The 19889-nt window shown below is 68.8% G+C and carries 16 protein-coding genes; 11 read left to right on the top strand and 5 right to left on the bottom strand.

What is annotated here, in order from left to right; translation table 11 throughout:
• The first annotated feature begins 153 nt into the window (after nucleotides 1–153).
• The 7 genes from O9Y01_RS12180 to O9Y01_RS12150 all read left to right on the top strand — a co-directional run bounded on the left by O9Y01_RS12180 (nucleotide 154) and on the right by O9Y01_RS12150 (nucleotide 7857).
• A complete protein-coding gene (locus O9Y01_RS12180; RefSeq protein ID WP_269631850.1) occupies nucleotides 154–1332 on the top strand; it encodes an isovaleryl-CoA dehydrogenase in 1179 nt (392 codons plus the stop codon).
• 91 nt (nucleotides 1333–1423) lie between these two features.
• Nucleotides 1424–2095 carry a carbonate dehydratase gene (gene can / locus O9Y01_RS12175; RefSeq protein ID WP_269631849.1) on the top strand — a complete coding sequence of 224 codons (672 nt, stop codon included), beginning with the start codon at nucleotides 1424–1426 and terminating at the stop codon, nucleotides 2093–2095.
• A 31-nt stretch (nucleotides 2096–2126) separates the two neighbouring features.
• On the top strand, nucleotides 2127–3938 hold the full coding sequence (gene aceK, locus O9Y01_RS12170; RefSeq protein ID WP_269631848.1) for a bifunctional isocitrate dehydrogenase kinase/phosphatase: 1812 nt from the start codon (nucleotides 2127–2129) through the stop codon (nucleotides 3936–3938).
• Between the two features lie 29 nt (nucleotides 3939–3967).
• The gene (locus O9Y01_RS12165) at nucleotides 3968–5146 is read left to right on the top strand and encodes an acetyl-CoA C-acyltransferase (protein WP_183103721.1); all 1179 of its coding nucleotides are present in this window, start codon (nucleotides 3968–3970) and stop codon (nucleotides 5144–5146) included.
• 96 nt (nucleotides 5147–5242) lie between these two features.
• Nucleotides 5243–5911, top strand: a complete 669-nt coding sequence (locus O9Y01_RS12160) for an SDR family oxidoreductase (RefSeq protein WP_269631847.1) — start codon at nucleotides 5243–5245, stop codon at nucleotides 5909–5911.
• Between the two features lie 81 nt (nucleotides 5912–5992).
• Complete coding sequence (locus O9Y01_RS12155; RefSeq protein ID WP_269631846.1) at nucleotides 5993–7135, top strand: acyl-CoA dehydrogenase family protein; 1143 nt, start codon at nucleotides 5993–5995, stop codon at nucleotides 7133–7135.
• A gap of 71 nt (nucleotides 7136–7206) precedes the next feature.
• Nucleotides 7207–7857 carry a 2-hydroxychromene-2-carboxylate isomerase gene (locus tag O9Y01_RS12150; protein WP_269631845.1) on the top strand — a complete coding sequence of 217 codons (651 nt, stop codon included), beginning with the start codon at nucleotides 7207–7209 and terminating at the stop codon, nucleotides 7855–7857.
• Nucleotides 7858–7920: 63 nt separating this feature from the next.
• On the opposite strand, the gene O9Y01_RS12145 is transcribed toward O9Y01_RS12150, so the two are convergent.
• The 4 genes from O9Y01_RS12145 to O9Y01_RS12130 all read right to left on the bottom strand — a co-directional run bounded on the left by O9Y01_RS12145 (nucleotide 7921) and on the right by O9Y01_RS12130 (nucleotide 14125).
• Nucleotides 7921–8706, bottom strand: a complete 786-nt coding sequence (locus O9Y01_RS12145; RefSeq protein ID WP_269631844.1) for a hypothetical protein — start codon at nucleotides 8704–8706, stop codon at nucleotides 7921–7923.
• Between the two features lie 11 nt (nucleotides 8707–8717).
• A complete protein-coding gene (locus O9Y01_RS12140; protein ID WP_269631843.1) occupies nucleotides 8718–9284 on the bottom strand; it encodes a hypothetical protein in 567 nt (188 codons plus the stop codon).
• A gap of 209 nt (nucleotides 9285–9493) precedes the next feature.
• Entirely contained in the window at nucleotides 9494–10411 is a 918-nt protein-coding gene (locus O9Y01_RS12135) for a hypothetical protein (protein ID WP_269631842.1), read from the bottom strand.
• 105 nt (nucleotides 10412–10516) lie between these two features.
• On the bottom strand, nucleotides 10517–14125 hold the full coding sequence (locus O9Y01_RS12130) for an indolepyruvate ferredoxin oxidoreductase family protein (RefSeq protein WP_269631841.1): 3609 nt from the start codon (nucleotides 14123–14125) through the stop codon (nucleotides 10517–10519).
• Between the two features lie 131 nt (nucleotides 14126–14256).
• Between O9Y01_RS12130 and O9Y01_RS12125 the strand changes: the two genes are divergently transcribed.
• The 3 genes from O9Y01_RS12125 (at nucleotide 14257) to O9Y01_RS12115 (ending at nucleotide 17340) form a co-directional block, all read left to right on the top strand.
• Nucleotides 14257–14727 (top strand): Lrp/AsnC family transcriptional regulator, encoded by a 471-nt coding sequence (locus O9Y01_RS12125; protein WP_269631840.1) that lies wholly within the window; start codon nucleotides 14257–14259, stop codon nucleotides 14725–14727.
• Between the two features lie 118 nt (nucleotides 14728–14845).
• Nucleotides 14846–15523: a CBS domain-containing protein gene (locus O9Y01_RS12120; protein ID WP_269631839.1), complete on the top strand. Its 678-nt coding sequence runs from the start codon at nucleotides 14846–14848 to the stop codon at nucleotides 15521–15523.
• Between the two features lie 281 nt (nucleotides 15524–15804).
• Nucleotides 15805–17340: a methyl-accepting chemotaxis protein gene (locus O9Y01_RS12115; RefSeq protein ID WP_269631838.1), complete on the top strand. Its 1536-nt coding sequence runs from the start codon at nucleotides 15805–15807 to the stop codon at nucleotides 17338–17340.
• Between the two features lie 27 nt (nucleotides 17341–17367).
• Here the strand turns inward: O9Y01_RS12115 and O9Y01_RS12110 are convergent, their stop codons facing one another.
• Entirely contained in the window at nucleotides 17368–19080 is a 1713-nt protein-coding gene (locus tag O9Y01_RS12110) for a putative bifunctional diguanylate cyclase/phosphodiesterase (RefSeq protein ID WP_269631837.1), read from the bottom strand.
• A gap of 189 nt (nucleotides 19081–19269) precedes the next feature.
• Between O9Y01_RS12110 and O9Y01_RS12105 the strand changes: the two genes are divergently transcribed.
• A complete protein-coding gene (locus O9Y01_RS12105) occupies nucleotides 19270–19869 on the top strand; it encodes a protein phosphatase CheZ (RefSeq protein ID WP_269631836.1) in 600 nt (199 codons plus the stop codon).
• Nucleotides 19870–19889 lie beyond the last annotated feature (20 nt).

Raw genomic sequence — 19889 nt, 5'->3', positions numbered from 1 at the left:
TTGCCAGAGCTGCGACGAATTGCACAGCGCGGCTAGAATTGACGTTTACGTAAACGTAAACTGGCACCCGGCGCCGATGATGCTGGGCGCCGGCCTGGACGCGCCCCCGAAGCCCGGCGCGCAGGCGTTCGACAACTTGCCTCGGAGACTGAGATGAACCTGCCCGGCCTGAATTTCCAACTTGGTGAAGACATCGACGCGCTGCGCGACGCCGTGCGCGACTTTGCGCAGGCCGAGATCGCCCCGCGTGCCGCCGAGATCGACCACAAGGACCAGTTCCCCATGGACCTGTGGCGCAAGATGGGCGAGCTGGGCGTGCTGGGCATCACCGTGCCGGAGCAGTACGGCGGCGCCAACATGGGCTACCTGGCCCACATGGTCGCGATGGAGGAGATCAGCCGTGCCAGCGCCTCGGTGGGCCTGTCCTACGGCGCGCACAGCAATCTGTGCGTCAACCAGATCAACCGCAACGGCAACGAGGCCCAGAAGCAGAAGTACCTGCCCAAGCTGATCAGCGGCGAGCACGTGGGTGCGCTGGCCATGAGCGAGCCGGGCGCCGGCTCCGACGTCATCAGCATGAAGCTCAAGGCTGAAGACAAGGGCGGCTACTACCTGCTCAACGGCACCAAGATGTGGATCACCAACGGCCCCGACGCCGACACCCTGGTGGTCTACGCCAAGACCGAGCCCGAGCTGGGCGCGCGCGGCGTCACGGCCTTCCTGATCGAGAAGGGCATGAAGGGCTTCTCCATCGCCCAGAAGCTGGACAAGCTGGGCATGCGCGGCAGTCACACCGGCGAGCTGGTCTTCGAGAACGTGGAAGTGCCGGCCGAGAACGTGCTGGGTGCCGTCAACAGCGGCGCCAAGGTGCTGATGTCGGGCCTGGACTACGAGCGCGCCGTGCTGACCGGCGGCCCGCTGGGCATCATGCAGTCCGTGATGGACAACGTGATCCCCTACATCCACGACCGCAAGCAGTTCGGCCAGAGCATCGGCGAGTTCCAGCTGATCCAGGGCAAGGTCGCCGACATGTACACCGTGCTGCAGGCCGCCCGCTCCTTCGCCTACACCGTGGCCAAGAACCTGGACATGCTGGGCACGGACCACGTGCGCCAGGTGCGCAAGGACTGCGCCTCGGTGATCCTGTGGACCGCCGAGAAGGCCACCTGGATGGCCGGCGAGGGCGTGCAGATCTTCGGCGGCAACGGCTACATCAACGAGTACCCGCTGGGCCGCCTGTGGCGCGACGCCAAGCTGTACGAGATCGGCGCCGGCACCAGCGAGATCCGCCGCATGCTGATCGGCCGCGAGCTGTTCGCCGAGACGATGTGACGCCCGCCCGGGGCCCCGGCAAGGCCCCGGAACGAAGTCAGCCTTGCCCAATGGGCAGGGCTGGTCCGCCCCACGATTCGACAATGCGGCCATGAGCACCGAACTGCAAGAACTGCTGGACAGCAACAAGCGCTGGGCCCTCGACACCGAAACACGCGAGCCCGGCTTCTTCTCCCGTCTTCTCAAGCAGCAGACGCCCGAGTACCTGTGGATCGGTTGCGCCGACAGCCGCGTACCGGCCAACGAGCTGGTCAACCTGCTGCCGGGCGAGCTCTTCGTGCATCGCAATGTCGCGAACGTGGTGGTGCACTCGGACCTCAACTGCCTCTCGGTGATGCAGTTCGCGGTGGACGCGCTGAAGGTCAAGCACATCATCGTGGTGGGCCATTCCAACTGCGGCGGCGTCAAGGCCGCGCTGCTGGACCAGCGCGTGGGCCTGGTCGACAACTGGCTTCGCCATGTGCAGGACGTGCGCAACCATCACATGGAATGGCTGGAAAGCCTGGACGAGCGCCAGCGCGTCAACGCCCTGTGCGAACTCAATGTGCTGGAGCAGGCCCGCAATGCCTGCCAGACCACCGTCGTGCAGGACGCCTGGGCGCGCGGCCAGGAGATCGTGGTGCACGGCTGGGTCTACGGCCTGCACAACGGTCTGCTGGAAGACCTCCGCATCACGGTGGGGGCGCCCGAGCAGCTGGCTTCGGCCTTCCAGAAGGCCTTGAGCGCGGTCAAGAAGCGCTACGAAGCGGCCCGCGTAAGCTGAGTGCCTGTCCCTAGCCCGCCGCAGCCCCGCCATGTTTCCCCAGCAACTCACCGACTCCCGCGCCCACCAGATCGCGCAGGCCCTGCTGGGCGGCTTCAACAAGCACTACCGGCTCTTCCGTGCCACCACGGCCGAGGCCAAGAAGCGCTTCGAGCGGGCGGACTGGCACGGCCAGCAGCGGGCGCAGGCGCAGCGCATCGAGTTCTACGACAAGCGGGTGGACGAATGCGTGGAGCTGCTGGAGCAGCAGTTCCAGGTCAGCCAGCTGCCCATGGCCGTGTGGCAGCAGGTCAAGCTGCACTACATCGGCCTGCTGACCAACCACCTGCAGCCCGAGCTGGCCGAGACCTTCTTCAACTCGGCCTGCACGCGCATCCTGCACCACGCCTACTTCCACAACGACTTCATCTTCGTGCGGCCCGCGGTCTCGACCGAATACATCGAGAACGAGGAGCCCGCCGCCACGCCCACCTTCCGCTGCTACTACCCCACGCGGGAGACGCTGCGCGAGACGATGATCCGCATCGTCCACAACTTCCAGCTGGCGCGCGACTTCGAGGACCTGGGCCGCGACATCGACCACGTGCTGGGCGCCGTGCAGCGCGAGCTGGGGCTGTTCCGCTGGCGGACCAATTTCCAGATCCAGGTGCTGTCCAGCCTGTTCTACCGGAACAAGGGCGCCTACCTGGTTGGCAAGATCATCAACGGCTTCACCGAGACGCCCTTCGCGCTGCCCATCCTGCACAACGGGCGCGGCTTGCTGGAGATTGATGCGGCTCTTTTCGGCGAGGACGACCTGCTGATGCTCTTCAGCTTCGCCCGCGCCTACTTCATGGTCGACATGGAGGTGCCCAGCGCCTACGTGCAGTTCCTGCGTTCGCTGATGCCGCGCAAGCCGCGGGCCGAGCTCTACAGCGCCATCGGCCTGCAGAAGCACGGCAAGAACCTGTTCTACCGCGACTTCCTCAACCACCTGCGCCACTCCAGCGACAAGTTCCGCATTGCCCCCGGCATCAAGGGCATGGTGATGCTGGTCTTCGACCTGCCCAGCTACCCCTTCGTCTTCAAGCTGATCAAGGACTACTTCCCGCCGCAGAAGGAGACCACGCGCGAGCTCATCCAGAGCAAGTACCTGCTGGTCAAGCAGCACGACCGCGTGGGCCGCATGGCGGACACCCTGGAGTACAGCAACGTCGCCTTCCCGCGCTACCGCTTCGAGGAAGAGCTGATCCGCGAGCTCAAGACCTTCTGCCCCAGCCTGATCGAGGAGAAGGGCGACGACCTCATCCTCAAGCACGTCTACATCGAGCGCCGCATGGTGCCGCTGAACATCTACATCCAGGAGGCCACGCCGCCGCAGCTGGAGCATGCCGTGGTCGAGTACGGCAATGCCATCAAGGACCTGGTGGCCGCCAACATCTTCCCTGGCGACATGCTCTGGAAGAACTTCGGCGTGACCCGCCACGGCAAGGTGGTGTTCTACGACTACGACGAGATCGAGTACCTCACCGACTGCAACTTCCGCAAGGTCCCCGCGCCGCGGACCGAGGAAGAGGAGCTGTCGGGCGAGGTCTGGTATGCCGTGGGCCCGCGCGATGTCTTCCCCGAGACCTTCGGCCCCTTCCTGCTGGGCCACCCCGGCGTGCGCGAGCTCTTCATGCGCCACCACGCCGACCTGCTCGATGCCGGCTTCTGGCAGGGCCACAAGGAGCGCATCCTGGCCGGCCATGTGCACGACGTCTTTCCCTACGAGGCGCACAAGCGCTTCCAAGCCCAGCGCGCAGGCGCAGCGGTGCTGGCCCCGCCGGCCGATCCGCTGGACCGCGAGCTGCCCATCCAATAACCCCTTGAGTCCATTCCAGGAGAGCCTCCATGTCCGACTCCATCGTCATCGTCTCCGCTGCCCGCACGCCCATCGGTGGCCTGCTGGGTGACTTCTCCAACCTCGCCGGCTGGGAGCTGGGCGCCGTGGCCATCAAGGCCGCCGTGGAGCGCGCCGGCGTGCCCGCCGATGCCATCCAGGAAGCCTTCATGGGCAACTGCCTGATGGCCGGCCAGGGCCAGGCTCCCGCTCGCCAGGCCGTGCTGAAGGCCGGCCTGCCGCAGTCCGTCGGTGCCGTGACCCTGTCCAAGATGTGCGGCGCCGGCATGCGCGCCGTCATGTTCGCGCACGACACCCTGAAGGCCGAGAGCGCCGACATCCTCATCGCCGGCGGCATGGAGTCCATGACCAATGCCCCGCACCTGATGTTCGCGCGCAAGGGCGTGAAGTACGGCGCCACGCAGATGTACGACCACATGGCCCTGGACGGCCTGGAAGACGCCTACGAGCGCGGCAAGGCCATGGGCGTGTTCGCGGAGCAGTGCGTCAGCAAGTACGCCTTCAGCCGCGAGGCCCAGGACCAGTTCGCCATCGCCTCCACCGAGCGCTCCAAGAAGGCCAACGAGGACGGCAGCTTCGCCTGGGAAATGGCCCCCGTGACCCTGGCCGGCAAGGCCGGTGACGTGGTCATCAGCCGCGACGAGCAGCCCTTCAAGGCCAAGCTGGACAAGATCCCCGGCCTGAAGCCCGCCTTCAAGAAGGACGGCACCATCACCGCCGCCACCTCCTCCAGCATCTCCGACGGCGCCGCCGCCCTGGTGCTGATGCGCGAGAGCACCGCCGCCAAGATGGGCCTGACGCCCGTCGCCCGCATCGTGGGCACGGCCGTGCATGCCAACGCGCCCGAGTGGTTCACCACCGCCCCGGTCGGTGCCATCCAGAAGCTGCTGGCCAAGAACGGCTGGGACGCCAAGAGCGTTGACCTCTGGGAAGTCAACGAAGCCTTCGCCGCCGTGACCATGGCCGCCATGGCCGAGTTCAAGCTGCCGCACGAGATCGTCAACGTCAACGGCGGTGCCGTGGCCCTGGGCCACCCCATCGGCGCCTCGGGCGCCCGCATCCTGGTGACCCTGCTGGGCGCGCTGAAGCACCGCGGCCTGAAGCGCGGCGTGGCCTCGCTGTGCATCGGCGGTGGCGAGGCCACGGCCGTGGGCGTCGAACTCATCTGAAGCTGAGGGTCGGGTCTTGCCCCGGCCCCACGAGGCGCGGCCACCGGCTGAGGTCCGGACCGCGCCTTCCTTTTTGACGCCCCCGAGGCGACACCCATGAAGCATGTCCTGATCATCGGCGCCTCCCGCGGCCTGGGCCTGGAGTTCGTGCGCCAGTACCGCGAGGCGGGCGACCGCGTCGTCGCGACGGCCCGCAGTGACGAGGGCCTGGGTGCGATCCAGGCCCTGGGCGCCAAGGCCCTGCGGCTGGACGTGGCCAGCGTGGCCAGCTGCGCCGGCCTGGCCTGGCAGATCGACGGCGAGGCCTTTGACGAGGTCGTGCTCAATGCCGGCGTCTTCGGCGAGCGCACGGACGGTCTGGTGACCCCGTCCCAGGCCAGCTTCGACCATGTCCTGCACACCAATGTGCTGGGACCCATGCGTCTGCTGCCGCAGCTGCTGGACAGCCTGGCGCCGCAGGCCCGGGTGGCGTTGATCTCGTCCGTCATGGGCTCGCTGGCCCTGCGCGTGAACAGCCATGGCTGGCTCTACCGTGCCTCCAAGGCCGCGCTGAACTCGGTGATGCGGGACGCCGCCCTGGAGCTCGCCGGCCGCGCCATCTGCGTGAGCCTGCATCCCGGCTGGGTGCGCACCGACATGGGCGGCGCCGGCGCCGACATCGACCCTGCCACCAGCATCGGCGGCATGCGCTCCTTGCTGGCTCGGCTGCAGCCGTCCGACAATGGCGGCTTCTTCAATTTCGACGGCCAGCCCCTGGCCTGGTGAGGCGCTCACGAGGCGCCTCGTCCTCGTTTCCCGACGATCCACGGATCCCCCGATTTCCCCGTCCCCCGGAGTACCCCTCTCATGCTGCTCAGTGAAGACCATCGTGCCGTGCAGGACGCCGTGCGCGCCTTTGTGCAAGACCAGATCGCGCCCAAGGCGGCCGAGTGGGACAAGAGCCACCACTTCCCGGCCGAGGAGCTGAAAGGCCTGGCCGCGCTGGGCTGCTACGGCGTGGCCGTGCCCACCGAGTACGACGGCGCGGGCCTGGACTACCTGGCCCTGGCCATCATCCTGGAGGAGATCGGCGCGGGCGACGGCGCCACGTCCACCGTGGTCAGCGTCAACAACTGCCCGGTGTGCTCGATCCTGATGGCCTTTGCCAACGAGGAGCAGAAGCAGGAGTTCCTCAAGCCCCTGGCTCGCGGCGACATGCTGGGCGCCTTCTGCCTCACCGAACCGCATGTGGGCTCCGAGGCCGGCGGCCTCAAGACCACGGCCACCCGTGTCAATGACGGTGAGGGCGACGGCTACGTGCTCAACGGCGTCAAGCAGTTCATCACCAGCGGCAAGAACGGCGACGTGGCCATCGTGATGGCCGTCACCGACAAGGCCGCCGGCAAGAAGGGCATCAGCGCCTTCCTGGTGCCCACGAAGACGCCGGGCTACACCGTGGCCCGCATCGAGGACAAGATGGGCCAGCACGCGAGCGACACCGCCCAGATCCTGTTCGAGAACTGCCGCATCCCCGCGCGCTACCGTCTGGGCGAGGAAGGGCAGGGCCTGAAGATCGCGCTGTCGGGCCTGGAGGGCGGCCGTATCGGCATCGCCAGCCAGAGCGTGGGCATGGCCCGCGCGGCCTTCGAGGCGGCGCTGAAGTACAGCAAGGAGCGCGTGGCCTTCGGCGTGCCCATCTTCGAGCACCAGGCCATGCAGCACAAGCTGGCCGACATGGCCACGCAGATCGAGGCCGCGCGCCAGCTGATCTGGCATGCCGCCAGCCTGAAGGACGCCGGCCAGCCCTGCCTGAAGGAGGCGGCCATGGCCAAGCTCTTCGCTTCGGAGATGGCCGAGAAGGTCTGCTCCGCGGCCATCCAGATCCACGGCGGCTACGGCTATGTCAGCGACTTCCCCGTCGAGCGCATCTACCGCGATGTGCGCGTGACCCAGATCTACGAAGGCACTTCCGAGGTCCAGAAGATCCTGATCGGGCGCGCGCTGGTCTGAACGGTGAGGGGCACGCGCGGGGAGCGAAAGCCCGGGCTGCGCGCGCAAGGGAAATGGCCTAAGGTCGCGGCATGAGTGAATCGCCCTTTGCCGGGCGGCCTGCCCCGGCCCGCCCGCCCCTACAGTTCTATTTCGACTTCTCCTCGCCGTATTCCTACGTTGCCTCGGAGTGGGTCAATGCCGTGGCCGCGCGCCACGGCCGCACCGTGCAGTGGCATGCCATCCTGCTGGGCGTGACCTTCCAGGCCGCCGAGCTGAAGCCGCCGGTGGCGCATCCCATCAAGCGCGACTATGCGCTGCGGGACTTCGAGCGCTCCGCCCATTTCGCGGGCCTGCCTTACCGGCAGCCCGAGCACTTCCCGATCGCCACGCACAACGCGGCGCGTGTCTTCTGGTGGCTGCATGACACCCAGGGCGCACAGCAGGCGGTGAGCTTCGCGCGGGCCGGGCTGCGGGCCTACTTCACCCGCGGTGTGGTGCTCAGCGATGCGGCCCAGCTCAGGGCCCTGGTGACGGAGCTGGGCCTGGACGCCCAGGCCGCCGAGGCCGCCTGGCAGGACGAGCACTGGAAGCAGCGCCTGCGCGCGGTGAACGAGGCCGCGGTGGCCGCGGGCGTGTTCGGCGCGCCCTTCTTCCTCATCGACGGCGAGCCCTTCTGGGGCAATGACCGCCAGCCCCAGATCGAGCGCTGGCTGGCCAGCGGGCCCTTCACCCGCCTCTGAACGCGAAGCCAGGAAAAGGAACGGCAGCCCGAGGGCTGCCGTTCTTGCCTGGGCCGGGGGCCTTCAGCCCTTGGCCTGCCGCCGGGCCTCCAGGTCGGCCCAGAGGTTGTCCGCCATGCGCGTGGCCTCGCTGCGCTGGGACTCGTTGAGCTGCTGATAGTCCTTGGTGCCCACGAACCAGTCGGCGCTGAGCGTGTCGCCCGAGCGCCGCGCGACCAGATTCCAGGCCGCCGCATCCAGGGGCCGCTTCTCCAGCAGGTAGGACTCCGAGATGATGGCCGCCGCATGCAGATTGCCTCGCACATAGGCCTGGCGCAGCGCTTCGCGGGCGGCCTCGCGGTAGGGATAGCCGGGCTCGTGCTCGGGATCCTGCGGCTTGCCGTCCAGCGCGAAGAGGTAGCGCTCGGCCAGGTGCGTGAGCGCCTGCCGGTCTCCGCCGTTGGCCGCCTGGCGCAGCTCGGCCAGGCTCATCTGGTAGTAGCGCTGGTCGATGTGATAGCCCAGCTTGCGCAGGGCTTCAGCTTCGGCGCGCTGCTGCGGGGTCTCCACCTGGATGTCGGGCGGCGGCATGCCGGGCACCGTGCCCGGCGAGCCGCCCTGGCCCGCGGCCAGCCAGACCTGCTGCCCGTTGGCGCCGGCGCCCTGCGCCTGGGCGCCGCTGGCCGGCATGGGGCGGAACAGGTCGGCCAGGCCGGTGTTGAGCCCCGCATTGCGCTGGGCCGCCTCGGCCTTGGCGCGAGCCTGGGCTTCCTCGGCGCGCGCCGCCTCGCGCTCGTCCAGCCAGTACCAGCCGGCCAGCGTGAGACCGGTGACCACCAGGGCCGCCAGGCCCAGATGCTTGGGGCTCATGACCGGGCTCCTTACAGGCTCAGGCAGCGGCTCAGGCCGTTGGCGTAGCCGTAGCGCGCGTAGTAGTCACGCTGCGAGGGCGAGCCGTGGGTGGAGTAGTCCGCCGCGGCGCGGGCCGAGCGCACGGCCGACTCGATGAAGGCCGGATAGCCCAGCGAGGTCTGCGCGTACTTGGCGAAGGTGCCGGCCACGCAGTCGGCCTGGAGCTCCTGCATGGGGGCCTGCTTGTAGATGCCGCGGGTGAACTGGATGCTGTGGCCCCACTCGTGCGCGATGATGAACTTGGCCACGTAGTTGCCGTAGCTGTTCTCCTGACCCTGCAGGAACCTCACCCCCACGCTGATGGTGTAGGGGCCGCAGGCCACGGCATTGCCGGGGATGCCTTCGCCGCAGGCATTGCGGTCCACGTACACGGTGGGCCGTGCATAGCCGCCCAGCTGGCCGCGGATCTCGGTGGCCGAGTTCTGGATGTAGGTGTTGTTGACGGTGGCGGCCTGGGCTCCCAGTGCTCCCAGGACCAGCGCAGCAGCGACGCCCAGGGTGCGGGCGATGGGGGACTTCAGAAGTTTCGTGTGCATATCTGCCTCGTACAGATGGATGGATGGTTCAGGCCTTGCGGCCCGGCTTGTTATGGACGCGCATGCCGCACAACTTCTGCATGCGCGATCCGCAGTGTGGTGGCCGCCGGTGCCGATGGACTCGGGGTTTGCCTGCAGACATCGGGCGCAACCCTATTGGCAGTTCTTCCAGGGTGGCCGCCCGTTCCCACGGGCCCTGCCGGGGTGGCTCAGCGCTTGAGCGAGGCGGCGGCGGGTGCCAGCAGCCGCTGCCACACCAGGGGATGCCACAGGCCCCGCTCGCGCAGCGGCATGCCCTCGGGCAGGTCCGGGTTGGGCAGGCGGAACCAGAGGCGCTTGTCGAGCTGGGCGCGCTGGAGCTGCGGGCCCAGATGGGCGTCGAACAGAGCAGCGAAGCTGCCGTCGGCCAGGCTCTGCGCCCAGCCCTCACGCAGGCGCCGGGCCAGGGCGGGCTGGCGCGCGTTGACGAAGAAGCCGTAGACGGAGGGATAGGCGAGGCACCAGTGGTCCAGCACCAGGAGGTCCGGGTGCGCCTCGACGATGGCGTGCGCCTCATCGGCGGCCAGCAGGAAGATGTCGAAGCGGCGCAGTCGCAGCATGGCCGGGAAGGCCTCCAGGGTCTGCACGGCCTCCAGCTTGAAGCCATTGCCGGCCAGCACCCGCGCATCGGGCCAGTGGCTGACCTGGCCGTAGCGGTAGGTCCGCAGCGCCATCGGGTGGCGCAGGCCCTCGAACTCGCCGCGTCGCTCGGCCAGCACCACGGGCAGTCGCACGCCGTTGACACCGCGTCGAAGGCAGATGGGAATGCTCAGCCCGGCGTCCTGACGGCTGCGCGAGCACATGCTGGCCCAGACGTCGAGGTCCCCGGCGCGGAGCTGGGCCAGGGCGCGGCTCTGCGTGGTGGCACTGCCGTCGGCCTGCAGCACGTAGGGGCCGTGGCTGGCCAGGGTGCGGTCCAGCAGCAGGCGCAGGACCTGGAGGCGGTAGGGCGCCGCTTCCTCGCCGTCGGCCATGTTGTGCCGGATCAGCAGGGGCGGCTGCGCCAGCGCGCCGGGGGCCATGCCGACAGCGCAGGCTGCCAACAGCAGCTGGCGGCGCGAGGCGGGGAGGCGGTCAGTCGGCGTCATGAGGAGTCATCCGCCCGGCAGCATAGCCCCGGCGCCACCCGACCGGCCTCTGCGGACAGCCGGTCACTGCGGACTAGTACCGCCGCCCGGCCGGATGAAACCGAGTCACAACTCCGCCACGCCCTTGATCCGGATCGGCGCCGTGCTGGCCACCGGGCCGGCGTCTTGCACCTTGCCTTGCAGCCGGTCCAGCAGGTCCTTCCACTGGGCGCGTGCCGTCACCACATTGGCCAGCTTCACGTGGCCGTAGCCCCGGATCTTCTCCGGCAGGCGCGCCAGGGCCAGCATCAGCTCGTAGCGCGGCTTCTCCAGGCCGGGCTGCAGCAGGGGCAGGATCTCGCGGCGCAGCAGCTGCTCGTAGTCGGCCAGCAGCTGGCGCTCCATGCGGCGCTCCTCGGTCTTGCCGAAGACGTCCAGCCAGCCGCCGCGCAGGCCCTTGAACTTGGCCAGCACTTTCAGCGCCGCGAAGGTCCAGCTGCCCAGCTCGATCTTCTTCGCGCGGCCATCGGCGCCGGGCTTGGAGACCAGGGGCGGGGCCATGTGGAAGGAGAGGCGGTCGAAGGACTGGAACTGCTCCTTCAGGGCCTGCTCGAAGCGGCCGTCGGTGTAGAGGCGGGCGACCTCGTACTCGTCCTTGATGGCCATGAGCTTGGCGAGGTAGCGCGCCACGGCCTTGGAGAGGCGCTCGCCCTGGCCCAGCTCGCCCAGGCGACCTTCGGCCAGGCGGATCTCCTGCACGAGGGCGAGGTAGCGCTGCGCGTAGGCGGCGTCCTGGTAGTCGGTCAGGAAGCGCAGGCGGCGGTTGATGAGACCGTCCTCGCCGTCGAGCTTGTCCTGGCCCAGCAGCAGCTGCACCGGCGTGCCGTCGGGCTGGCCGGCCAGGCGGCGCAGGGCTTCCGGTGCGGCGATGGCCAGGCGCCCCAGCGCGAAGGCCGTCTTGTTGCCGTCCACGGCCACACCGTTGAGCTCGATGGCGCGCATCAGCGCGGCGAAGCTCACCGGGATCAGGCCGCGCTGCCAGCAGGCGCCCAGCATGATGATGTTGCTGGGCATGGTGTCGCCCATCAGCGTCTGGGCGATGGACTGGGCGTCGATGGTGTCGAGCAACTCGTCCGAACCGCCGACGGCATGTTGCATCTTCGCGAGCAGACCCTGGCCCTGCAGGCTGGCATCCGGGTTGCGCACGAAGGCCGCGGTCGGCAGCTCATGCGTATTGGCCAGGATCACGGTGCGGCCGGGCTTGACGGTGCCCAGTGCATCGGGCGAGGCGCCCACCACCATGTCGCAGGCCAGCAGCACGTCGGCCTGCTGGGTGTCGATGCGGACCTGGTTGAGCAGGTCCTGCGTCGGCGCCACGCGCACGAAGGACAGCACAGAGCCTCCCTTCTGCGCAAAGCCCATGAAGTCGAGCACCGAGGCCTGCTTGCCTTCCAGATGCGCCGCCATCGAGACGAGCGCACCCACGGTCACCACGCCGGTGCCGCCCACGCCGGTCACCAGCATGTCGAAGGGGCCCGTCCACTGCCAGGCGGCGGGGGGCTGGATGGCGCTGATCTCGCGGGCGAGGTCGGCCGCGGTGAAGCCCGAGCCGACCTTCTTCTTCAGCTGCGCGCCATGCACCGAGACGAAGCTCGGGCAGAAGCCGTTGACGCAGCTGAAGTCCTTGTTGCAGCTGCTTTGCTCGATGGCGCGCTTGCGGCCCCAGTCGGTCTCGACGGGCACGACGGAGAGGCAGTTGCTGGCCTGGCCGCAGTCCCCGCAGCCCTCGCAGACGGCCTCGTTGATGAAGACGCGCTTGGGCGGGTCGTAGAACTCGCCCTTCTTGCGGCGGCGGCGCTTCTCGGCGGCGCAGGTCTGGTCGTAGATCAGCACGGTCACGCCCTCGATCTCGCGCAGCTCGCGCTGCACGGCGTCGAGGTCGGCGCGCGGATGGAAGGTGGTCTTGGGCGGGAAGAGGCTCTCGTGGCCGAGGTACTTCTCGGGCTCGTCGGACACCACCGCCAGGCGCTTCACGCCCTCGGCCTCCACCTGGCGCGCGATCTGGGGCACGCTGGTCGTGCCGTCCACCGGCTGGCCGCCGGTCATGGCCACGGCGTCGTTGTAGAGGATCTTGTAGGTGATGTTGGCCCGCGCCGCGATGGCCTGGCGGATGGCCAGGTAGCCGGAGTGGTAGTAGGTGCCGTCGCCCAGGTTCTGGAAGACGTGTTTCTCGGTGGTGAAGCGGCTGTGCGCGGCCCAGTCCACGCCCTCGGCGCCCATCTGGATGAGCCCTGAGGTGCCGCGTTCCATCCAGCTGGCCATGAAGTGGCAGCCGATGCCGGCCAGCGCGCGCGAGCCCTCAGGCAGCTTGGTCGAGGTGTTGTGCGGGCAGCCCGAGCAGAAATAGGGCTGGCGGCGCACGCCGTCGGCCTCGTTGGAGAGCAGGCAGGGCGTGAGGAAGTCCACCACCAGATGGCGGCGGTCCAGGGCCGGGTTGAGGCGGGCGAGCCAGTCGGCCACTGTGGCCATGATGCGCGAGGGGCGCAGCTCGCCAAGGGCCGAGAGCACGGCGGCCCCGTGTTCATCGGTCTTGCCGACCACACGCGGGCGCTGGGCATCGGGCAGGTGGTACAGCAGCTCCTTGATCTGGCGCTCGACCACCGGGGCCTTCTCCTCGATCACCAGCATGTCGGTGAGGCCCTGCGCGAACTCGCGCATCCGCGTGGGTTCCAGCGGGAAGACGAGGCCCACCTTGTAGACGCGCACGCCGGCCGCGGCCAGGGCGTTGGGGTCCAGGTCCAGGCGGCGCAGCACTTCCATGAAGTCGTAGTGCGCCTTGCCCACGGTCACGATGCCCAGCGTGGCGCGCGGGCTGGTGACGATGTGCTTGTCGATGGAATTCAGCTTGGCGAAGGCCAGCACGGCATCCAGCTTGTGGGCCAGGCGCGACTCCAGGTCCAGCGAAGGCAGGTCGACCTGGCGGATGTGCAGATTCGTCGGCGCGACGTAATCGACGGGGTGCTCGAAGTCCAGCGGCACGCGATCCAGGTCCACGGTCATGCCGGACTCGACCACCTCGGAGATGGCCTTGAAGCCCACCCAGGCACCCGAGAAGCGCGACAGCGCCCAGCCGTACAGACCGAACTCGAGGTACTCGGCCACATTGGCCGGATGCACGATGGGCATGCTCCAGGCCTGCAGGGCGAGGTCGCTCTGGTGCGGGGTGGAGGAGGACACGCAGCCGTGGTCGTCCCCGCACACCACCAGCACGCCGCCCTGGGTGGACGTGCCATAGACGTTGCCGTGCTTGAGTGCGTCACCGGAGCGGTCCACGCCGGGGCCCTTGCCGTACCACATGGCGAAGACGCCATCGACCGTGCGCTTGGGGTCGAGCGCCACGCGCTGCACGCCCAGGCAGGCCGTGGCAGCCAGGTCTTCATTGATGGCGGGCAGGAAGTTGACCTGCGCGGCGTCGAGGAATTTCTTCGCCTTCCACAGCTGCTGGTCGACCATGCCCAGCGGCGAGCCGCGGTAGCCGGAGACGAAGCCGGCGGTCTTCAGCCCGCTGCGCTCGTCCAGGGCCTTCTGGGCCAGCAGCAGGCGCACCAGGGCCTGGGTGCCGGTCAGGAAGACCTGGCCGCTGCCGGCGCTGAGGTTGTCGGAGAGCTTGTAGGGCCGCAGGGCGGGGCCGGCGGGCTCGGCGAGGCTCACGGTCGTGGTGAGTGCATCGGACATGGGCGTCTCCTGGCGCGGGAATCTTTGTGGGAAAACTGCGCGAGATTTTTGGCGAGCCCTGGCAGTGTTTGTTTCTTAAATTCCCCCTGTCAAGCGGGTGGGTGAGAGAATTCATCTCAAGGAGGCTTGCTATGGAGTCAGAACGTTTCGATCGGGCCACGCGCCAGATCCTGGAGGCCCTGCAGGCCGATGCGCGGCTCTCCACCCAGGCTCTGGCGGAGCGGGTGGGGCTGTCCGCCACGCCGGTCTGGCGCCGTGTCAAGGAGCTGGAGGACAGCGGCGTGATCCGCCGCCATGTGGCCCTGGTGGACCGCGAGAAGCTGGGTCTGTCGATCTGCGTGCTGGCCAATGTCAGCCTGGTTCGGCACAGCGAAGGCGCGGTGGAGCAGTTCGAGCAGCTGGTGCAGACCAGCCGCGAGATCATCGAGTGCCACGGCATCACCGGCGAGGCGGACTACGTCATCAAGGTCGTCGTCCCCGACATGAAGGCCTACGACCAGTTCCTGCAGAGCAAGGTCTTCAAGGTGCCCGGCGTGGCCAGCGTGCGCAGCAATGTGGTGCTGCGCGAGGTGAAGTACGAGACGGCGCTGCCGGTGACTTGAGCGCCGTCCCGGGGTCAGGTGGTGCCGCTTACGATTCCTTGCCTTTCCTGCGGGCAAGGCGGGGCAGGCCCCTGTCCAATCGAGGCTGAAGGCTTTCGGCCGTTTCCGGAGGTGTCGCATGTTCACGGTCTACGGTCTTGCGGGGCGGGTCGTCAGCGGGGATATCGAGCAGCTGGCGCGCTCCGACGCGGTGCAGTCCCTCGCGCGGGTGCGCGCCGCGACGGCGGTCGGGCGCGGTGCCGAGGTGGCCGGAGCAGCGCTCGAGCGTGTGCAGGCCGGGGGGCCAACGCCCTTCGGCGGCCTGCCGGCCGGCATTCGCCAGGCATTGGCCCAGTACGAGGAGCCGCCCAGCCGCGAGCAGCCGCTGTCGCAGGTGCGGGCGGTCATGAGCAGCCCGGCCTTCTGCCTGCCCCTGCAGATGAGCATCGACGACGCCTGGCAGGCCCTGCAGCAGCGCGGCCTGAGCCAGGCGCCGGTGCTGGGCGCGGACGGGCGCCCCGTGGGCCTGCTGCTGCGGGGCGAGCTCCTGCCGCCTTCGCTGATGGGCTCGGCCGACCTGCCCAATCCCTGGCACTGGCAGCACTTGCTGACCGAGACGGTGCAGGAGCACATGCTGTCGCCGGTGCCCTGCGCCAGCCCGCAGACCTCGCTGCGCCAGCTGGCGCACCTGCTGCTGGAACTGCACCTGCCGGGCCTGCCGGTGCTGGATGAGACCGGCGCGGTGCAGGGCTTTGTGTCCCGCAGCGATCTGCTCAAGGCCCTGGTGCACGAGCCGCCGCTGGACCTCTGGGGCTAGGCGGCCTGGCCGCCAGCCCACGCGCGGCCGTGCATGTTCCACGCCCTGCGGTGATTCGGGATGCAAACGGTTGCCGTCCGTGAAATTCGCCCCTGCGCCAGTGCTTGACGACATGTAACTGGTTTGTAACTATTCGTGGGCACATCTGAATCGAGTCTGTTCCTGAAGTCTCGGCAGTCCTTGCCGGGAATTAATGAAATCGTTTGACGCCGATGTATGCATTGATTGGCGCCGCGGAGACATGTGGCCCGTCCCAGGGGAGTAGTCTGGAGACCCGCACCATGCGAGAGAACTTTCCCGTCACCCAGCAGGAATACCCGTTCCCTGAGGGCGTGACGCTTCTGTCCACCACGGACACCAGCAGCCACATCACCTATGCCAACGGGGCGTTCGTGGAGGTGAGCGGCTACAGCCGCGAAGAGCTGATCGGCCAGGCGCATAACCTGGTGCGCCATCCCGACATGCCCAAGGAGGCCTTTGCCGACATGTGGGCCACGCTGCGGGCGGGCCTCTCCTGGACGGCGCTCGTCAAGAACCGCCGCAAGGATGGCGACCACTACTGGGTGCGCGCCAATGCGACGCCGGTGGTGCGCGGCGGGCGCGTCACGGGCTATATGTCCGTGCGCACCAAGCCGGAAGCGGCCGAGGTGCGGGCCGCCGAGCAGCTCTACCGGCGCTTTCGCGATGGGCGTGCGGGCGGGCTGCGCTTTCACCGCGGACTGCTGCTGCGCAGCGGGCCGCTGGCGGCACTGAATCTGTTCCAGACCTTGTCGGTCCGCGGCCGCGTGATGCTGGGCCTGCTGCTGGCCCTGCTGCCCGTGGGCCTGGGCGTCGCTCTCGGGGCTGCCGCCTGGGTGCAGGCCCTGCTGTTGCTGCTGGGGCTGCTGCCGGCCTGGGCCTGGATGGAGCAGCAGCTGGTGGCGCCACTGCGCACCATCGCCGAGCAGGCGCAGACGGTGGCCAGCGGCCAGCCCGGGCGCATGCGGCAGCTGGACCGCCTGGACGACATCGGCATGATTCTTCGCTCGGTGAACCAGGCCGGGCTGAACCTGCGCTCGGTGGTGGATGACGTGTCCGGGCAGGTCGACGGCCTGGCGCAGGCCAGTCGCGAAATCGCCGAGGGCAATCTGGACCTCAGCGCCCGTACCGAAGCGCAGGCCAGCAATCTGCAGCAGACGGCCAGCTCCATGGAGCAGATGACGGGCACGGTCAAGCAGAGTGCCGAGAATGCGCGGACGGCCAGCGGTCTGGCCAACCAGGCCCGCGAGGCGGCCGAGCGGGGCGGTGACATCGTCACCGGCGTGGCCGGCACCATGCAGCAGATCACCCTTGCCAGCCAGCGTATCGGCGACATCATCGGCGTGATCGATGGCATCGCATTCCAGACCAACATCCTGGCGCTCAATGCCGCGGTGGAAGCCGCGCGGGCGGGCGAGCAGGGGCGTGGCTTCGCGGTGGTGGCCTCCGAGGTCCGCAGCCTGGCGCAGCGCAGCGCGGAGGCCGCCAAGGAGGTCAAGCGCCTGATCGCCGATTCGGTCGAGAAGGTGGAGGCCGGCAACGCCCAGGTGACGGGTGCGTTGGGCGCCATGCAGGGCATCGTCGACCAGGTGCGCCAGGTCACGACCCTGATCGACGAGATCTCCACCGCCACGGGCGAGCAGAGCCAGGGGATCGGGCAGGTCAATGGCGCGGTCACTGAACTGGATCGCATGACCCAGCAGAACGCCGCGCTGGTCGAGCAAAGCGCCGCGGCCGCCAGCAGCCTGCGCCTGCAGGCCGAGGCCCTCACCGAGGCCTGTGCCGTCTTCCAGGCCTGAGCCGGGACCTGCGCCCGGCGGCGCCCCTCAGCGCCGCTGCCGGGCCTGCATCCAGCCGGGGTACTCGGCGGCCGGCATGGCCACGGCATAGAGCCAGCCCTGGGCGGAGTGCACGCCGATGTCGCGCAGGAAGGCCTCCTGGGCGATGGTCTCCACGCCCTCGGCCACGATGCTCAGCCGCAGCTCCTTGGCCACGCTGACCACGGACTTCATCAGCGCCTCGCTGCGCTCCTGCTCGGGGCCGGACTTCAGGAAGGAGCGGTCCAGCTTGATCACGTCGATGGGCAGGCGCGCCAGCATGGCCAGCGAGGAAAAGCCGGTGCCGAAGTCATCCAGGTAGACCTTGAAGCCCAGCTGGCGGCACTCCTGCATGAAGGCCGCCGTGCGCTGCTGGTCGCCGATGACGCTGCTCTCGGTCAGCTCCACGTCCAGCAGGCCATGGGCCGCGCGCTGGCATTCCGAGAGCCAGCGAAGCAGGTCGGCGTCCTGGAACTGGCGCGCGCTGATGTTGACCGCGATGCGCGTGGGCAGGCCCTGAGCGCGCCACTGCGCGGCCTGCGAGGCGGCACTGACGATGACCCAGCGCCCGATGGCGGCGATCTGGCCGTTGTCCTCGGCGCGGGCGATGAAGAGGTCGGGCCGGATCAGCCCGCGCTTGGGATGGCGCCAGCGCAGCAGGGCCTCCACGCCCAGACAGTGCCCGGTGCGCAGGTCCAGCTTGGGCTGGTAGTGCAGTTCCAGCTGCTGCAGCTCCAGGGCCTTGCGCAGGTGATGGTCCAGCCACAGCCGCTCGCGGGCGCGCTGCTGCATGCGGGGGTCGTAGACGCGCTGGGTGCGGCCGCCGTCCTCCTGCGCGCTGTGCAGGGCGGTGTCGGCATTGCGCAGCAGCTCTTCCAGTTCGGCGCCATGCATGGGATGGCAGGCGATGCCGATGCTCACCGGCACCACCAGCTCCGTGCGCTTGAGGCTCAGCGGCTGGGTGAAGCGCTGCAGCACCATGCGGCCCAGGCGCTGCATCTCCTCGATGCCACCGGGGCCGGGCATCAGCACCATGAACTCGACGCCCAGCGAGCGGGCCACCACGGCCGGCGCGGGCAGCAGGGTCTTGAGTGCGCTGGCGACGGCGACCAGGACCTCGTCGGCGCCGTCGGGCCCGAAGTTGTCCCGCAGCAGGCTGAAGTCGCGCGGCTTGATGGCCAGCAGGCCGAACTCCTCGCGGCGTTCGATCAGGCTCAGCAGCCGCTCGCGCAGGGCGTAGCGGCTCATCAGGCCGGTGAGCTCGTCCTCGTAGACCAGGGTGTGCAGGACTTCGTTCTGGAGGTCCTGGCCGTCGCTGCCGGACTCGGCGCCGCTGTCAGGGCCGAGGTCGGTACCGCACAGCACCAGCTGGCGGCGGGCCGGGCCGGCGCTGTGCAGGCGCTGGATCTGCCACAGGTAGCGGTGCTCGCCCTCCGGCGTGGGGCAGCTGAGCTCGTCCTGCCACAGCGGGTCGGGCTGGCTGGCGGCCTTGGCGAGCTGGTCCAGCAAGGGGGCGGGGAGTGAGCGCAGGCTGTTGACCGCGCAGCCCCGCAGCTGGCTCGGACGCAAGCCGGTGAGCATGCCGAAGCCGGCGTTGGCCTGGCTGATGCGGCCCTGCTCATCCACCAGCGCCAGGGCCAGACCCAGCAGCTCGCTCAGAGCATGGTCCAGCGGCCCGGCATCGCGCGGGAGGCGCTCGGAAGCGATGGGGGAGGGACTCATGTACCGCTGGATGTCCGTGCTGGCCGATGTGTCTGCAGTATCGCCCGCGATGCAAAGGCGATGTGTGTGATTTGTCGTGCAATTGCCGGCTTTCAGGGGGGCGGGCACAGCTTGTCGCACGACTACCATGAGCCCATGCGGCCACCGGCACAGGCGTGCGCCGCTTCAGGGAACAGCAACAACACGGTCATGTCAGAAGTTCAGAACCGTCCGGCGCCTGCCGTCGACCCCTCCTTGCACAGCGAGCTGAGCGCCGAGGCCTTGCGCGTGCTGCACAAGGTCGTCGAGGAGCTCCCCGATGCCTGCGAGCGCCTGCGCTACGTGCAGCAGATGACGGAGCAGGCGGCCGACAAGGTCTTGAGCCTGGTCGAGAAGGCGCAGGAGGACGCCGGCGAGGTGGGCAAGAAGGGGCAGGACCTGGCCGAGGCCCTGGAGCGCCTGGCCGCGTCCGAGGACATGAGCGTGGACCGTGCCCGGGCCATGATGCGGCTGTGCGCGGCCTACGCCCGCCAGGCCGGCGGTTTTGCCGAGCGCGAGCAGGCCTTGCACACCGAGCTGATGCTGGCTCAGGGCTTCCAGGACCTGTCGGGGCAGGTGATCAACAAGGTCATCGACATGCTGGACCGGGTGGAGAGCCCGCTGCAGCAGTTGCTGTCCAGCTCCGAGCCCCCGCTCGTGGCCGAGGAGGCCTGCGCTGGCTCCAGTGCGACCCTGGAGGGCGTGCAGACGCCCGACAAGGCCCTGAAGCAGGACGACGTGGACGACCTGCTGGCTTCTCTGGGGTTCTGAGCGGGCGCCTCACGCCCCGG

This window comes from Pelomonas sp. BJYL3 (assembly GCF_027257975.1).
Lineage (GTDB): Bacteria > Pseudomonadota > Gammaproteobacteria > Burkholderiales > Burkholderiaceae_C > Roseateles_B > Roseateles_B flavus.
The sequence above is the reverse complement of the archived record's forward strand: the minus strand, read 5'-3'. Positions and strand labels throughout refer to the sequence as shown.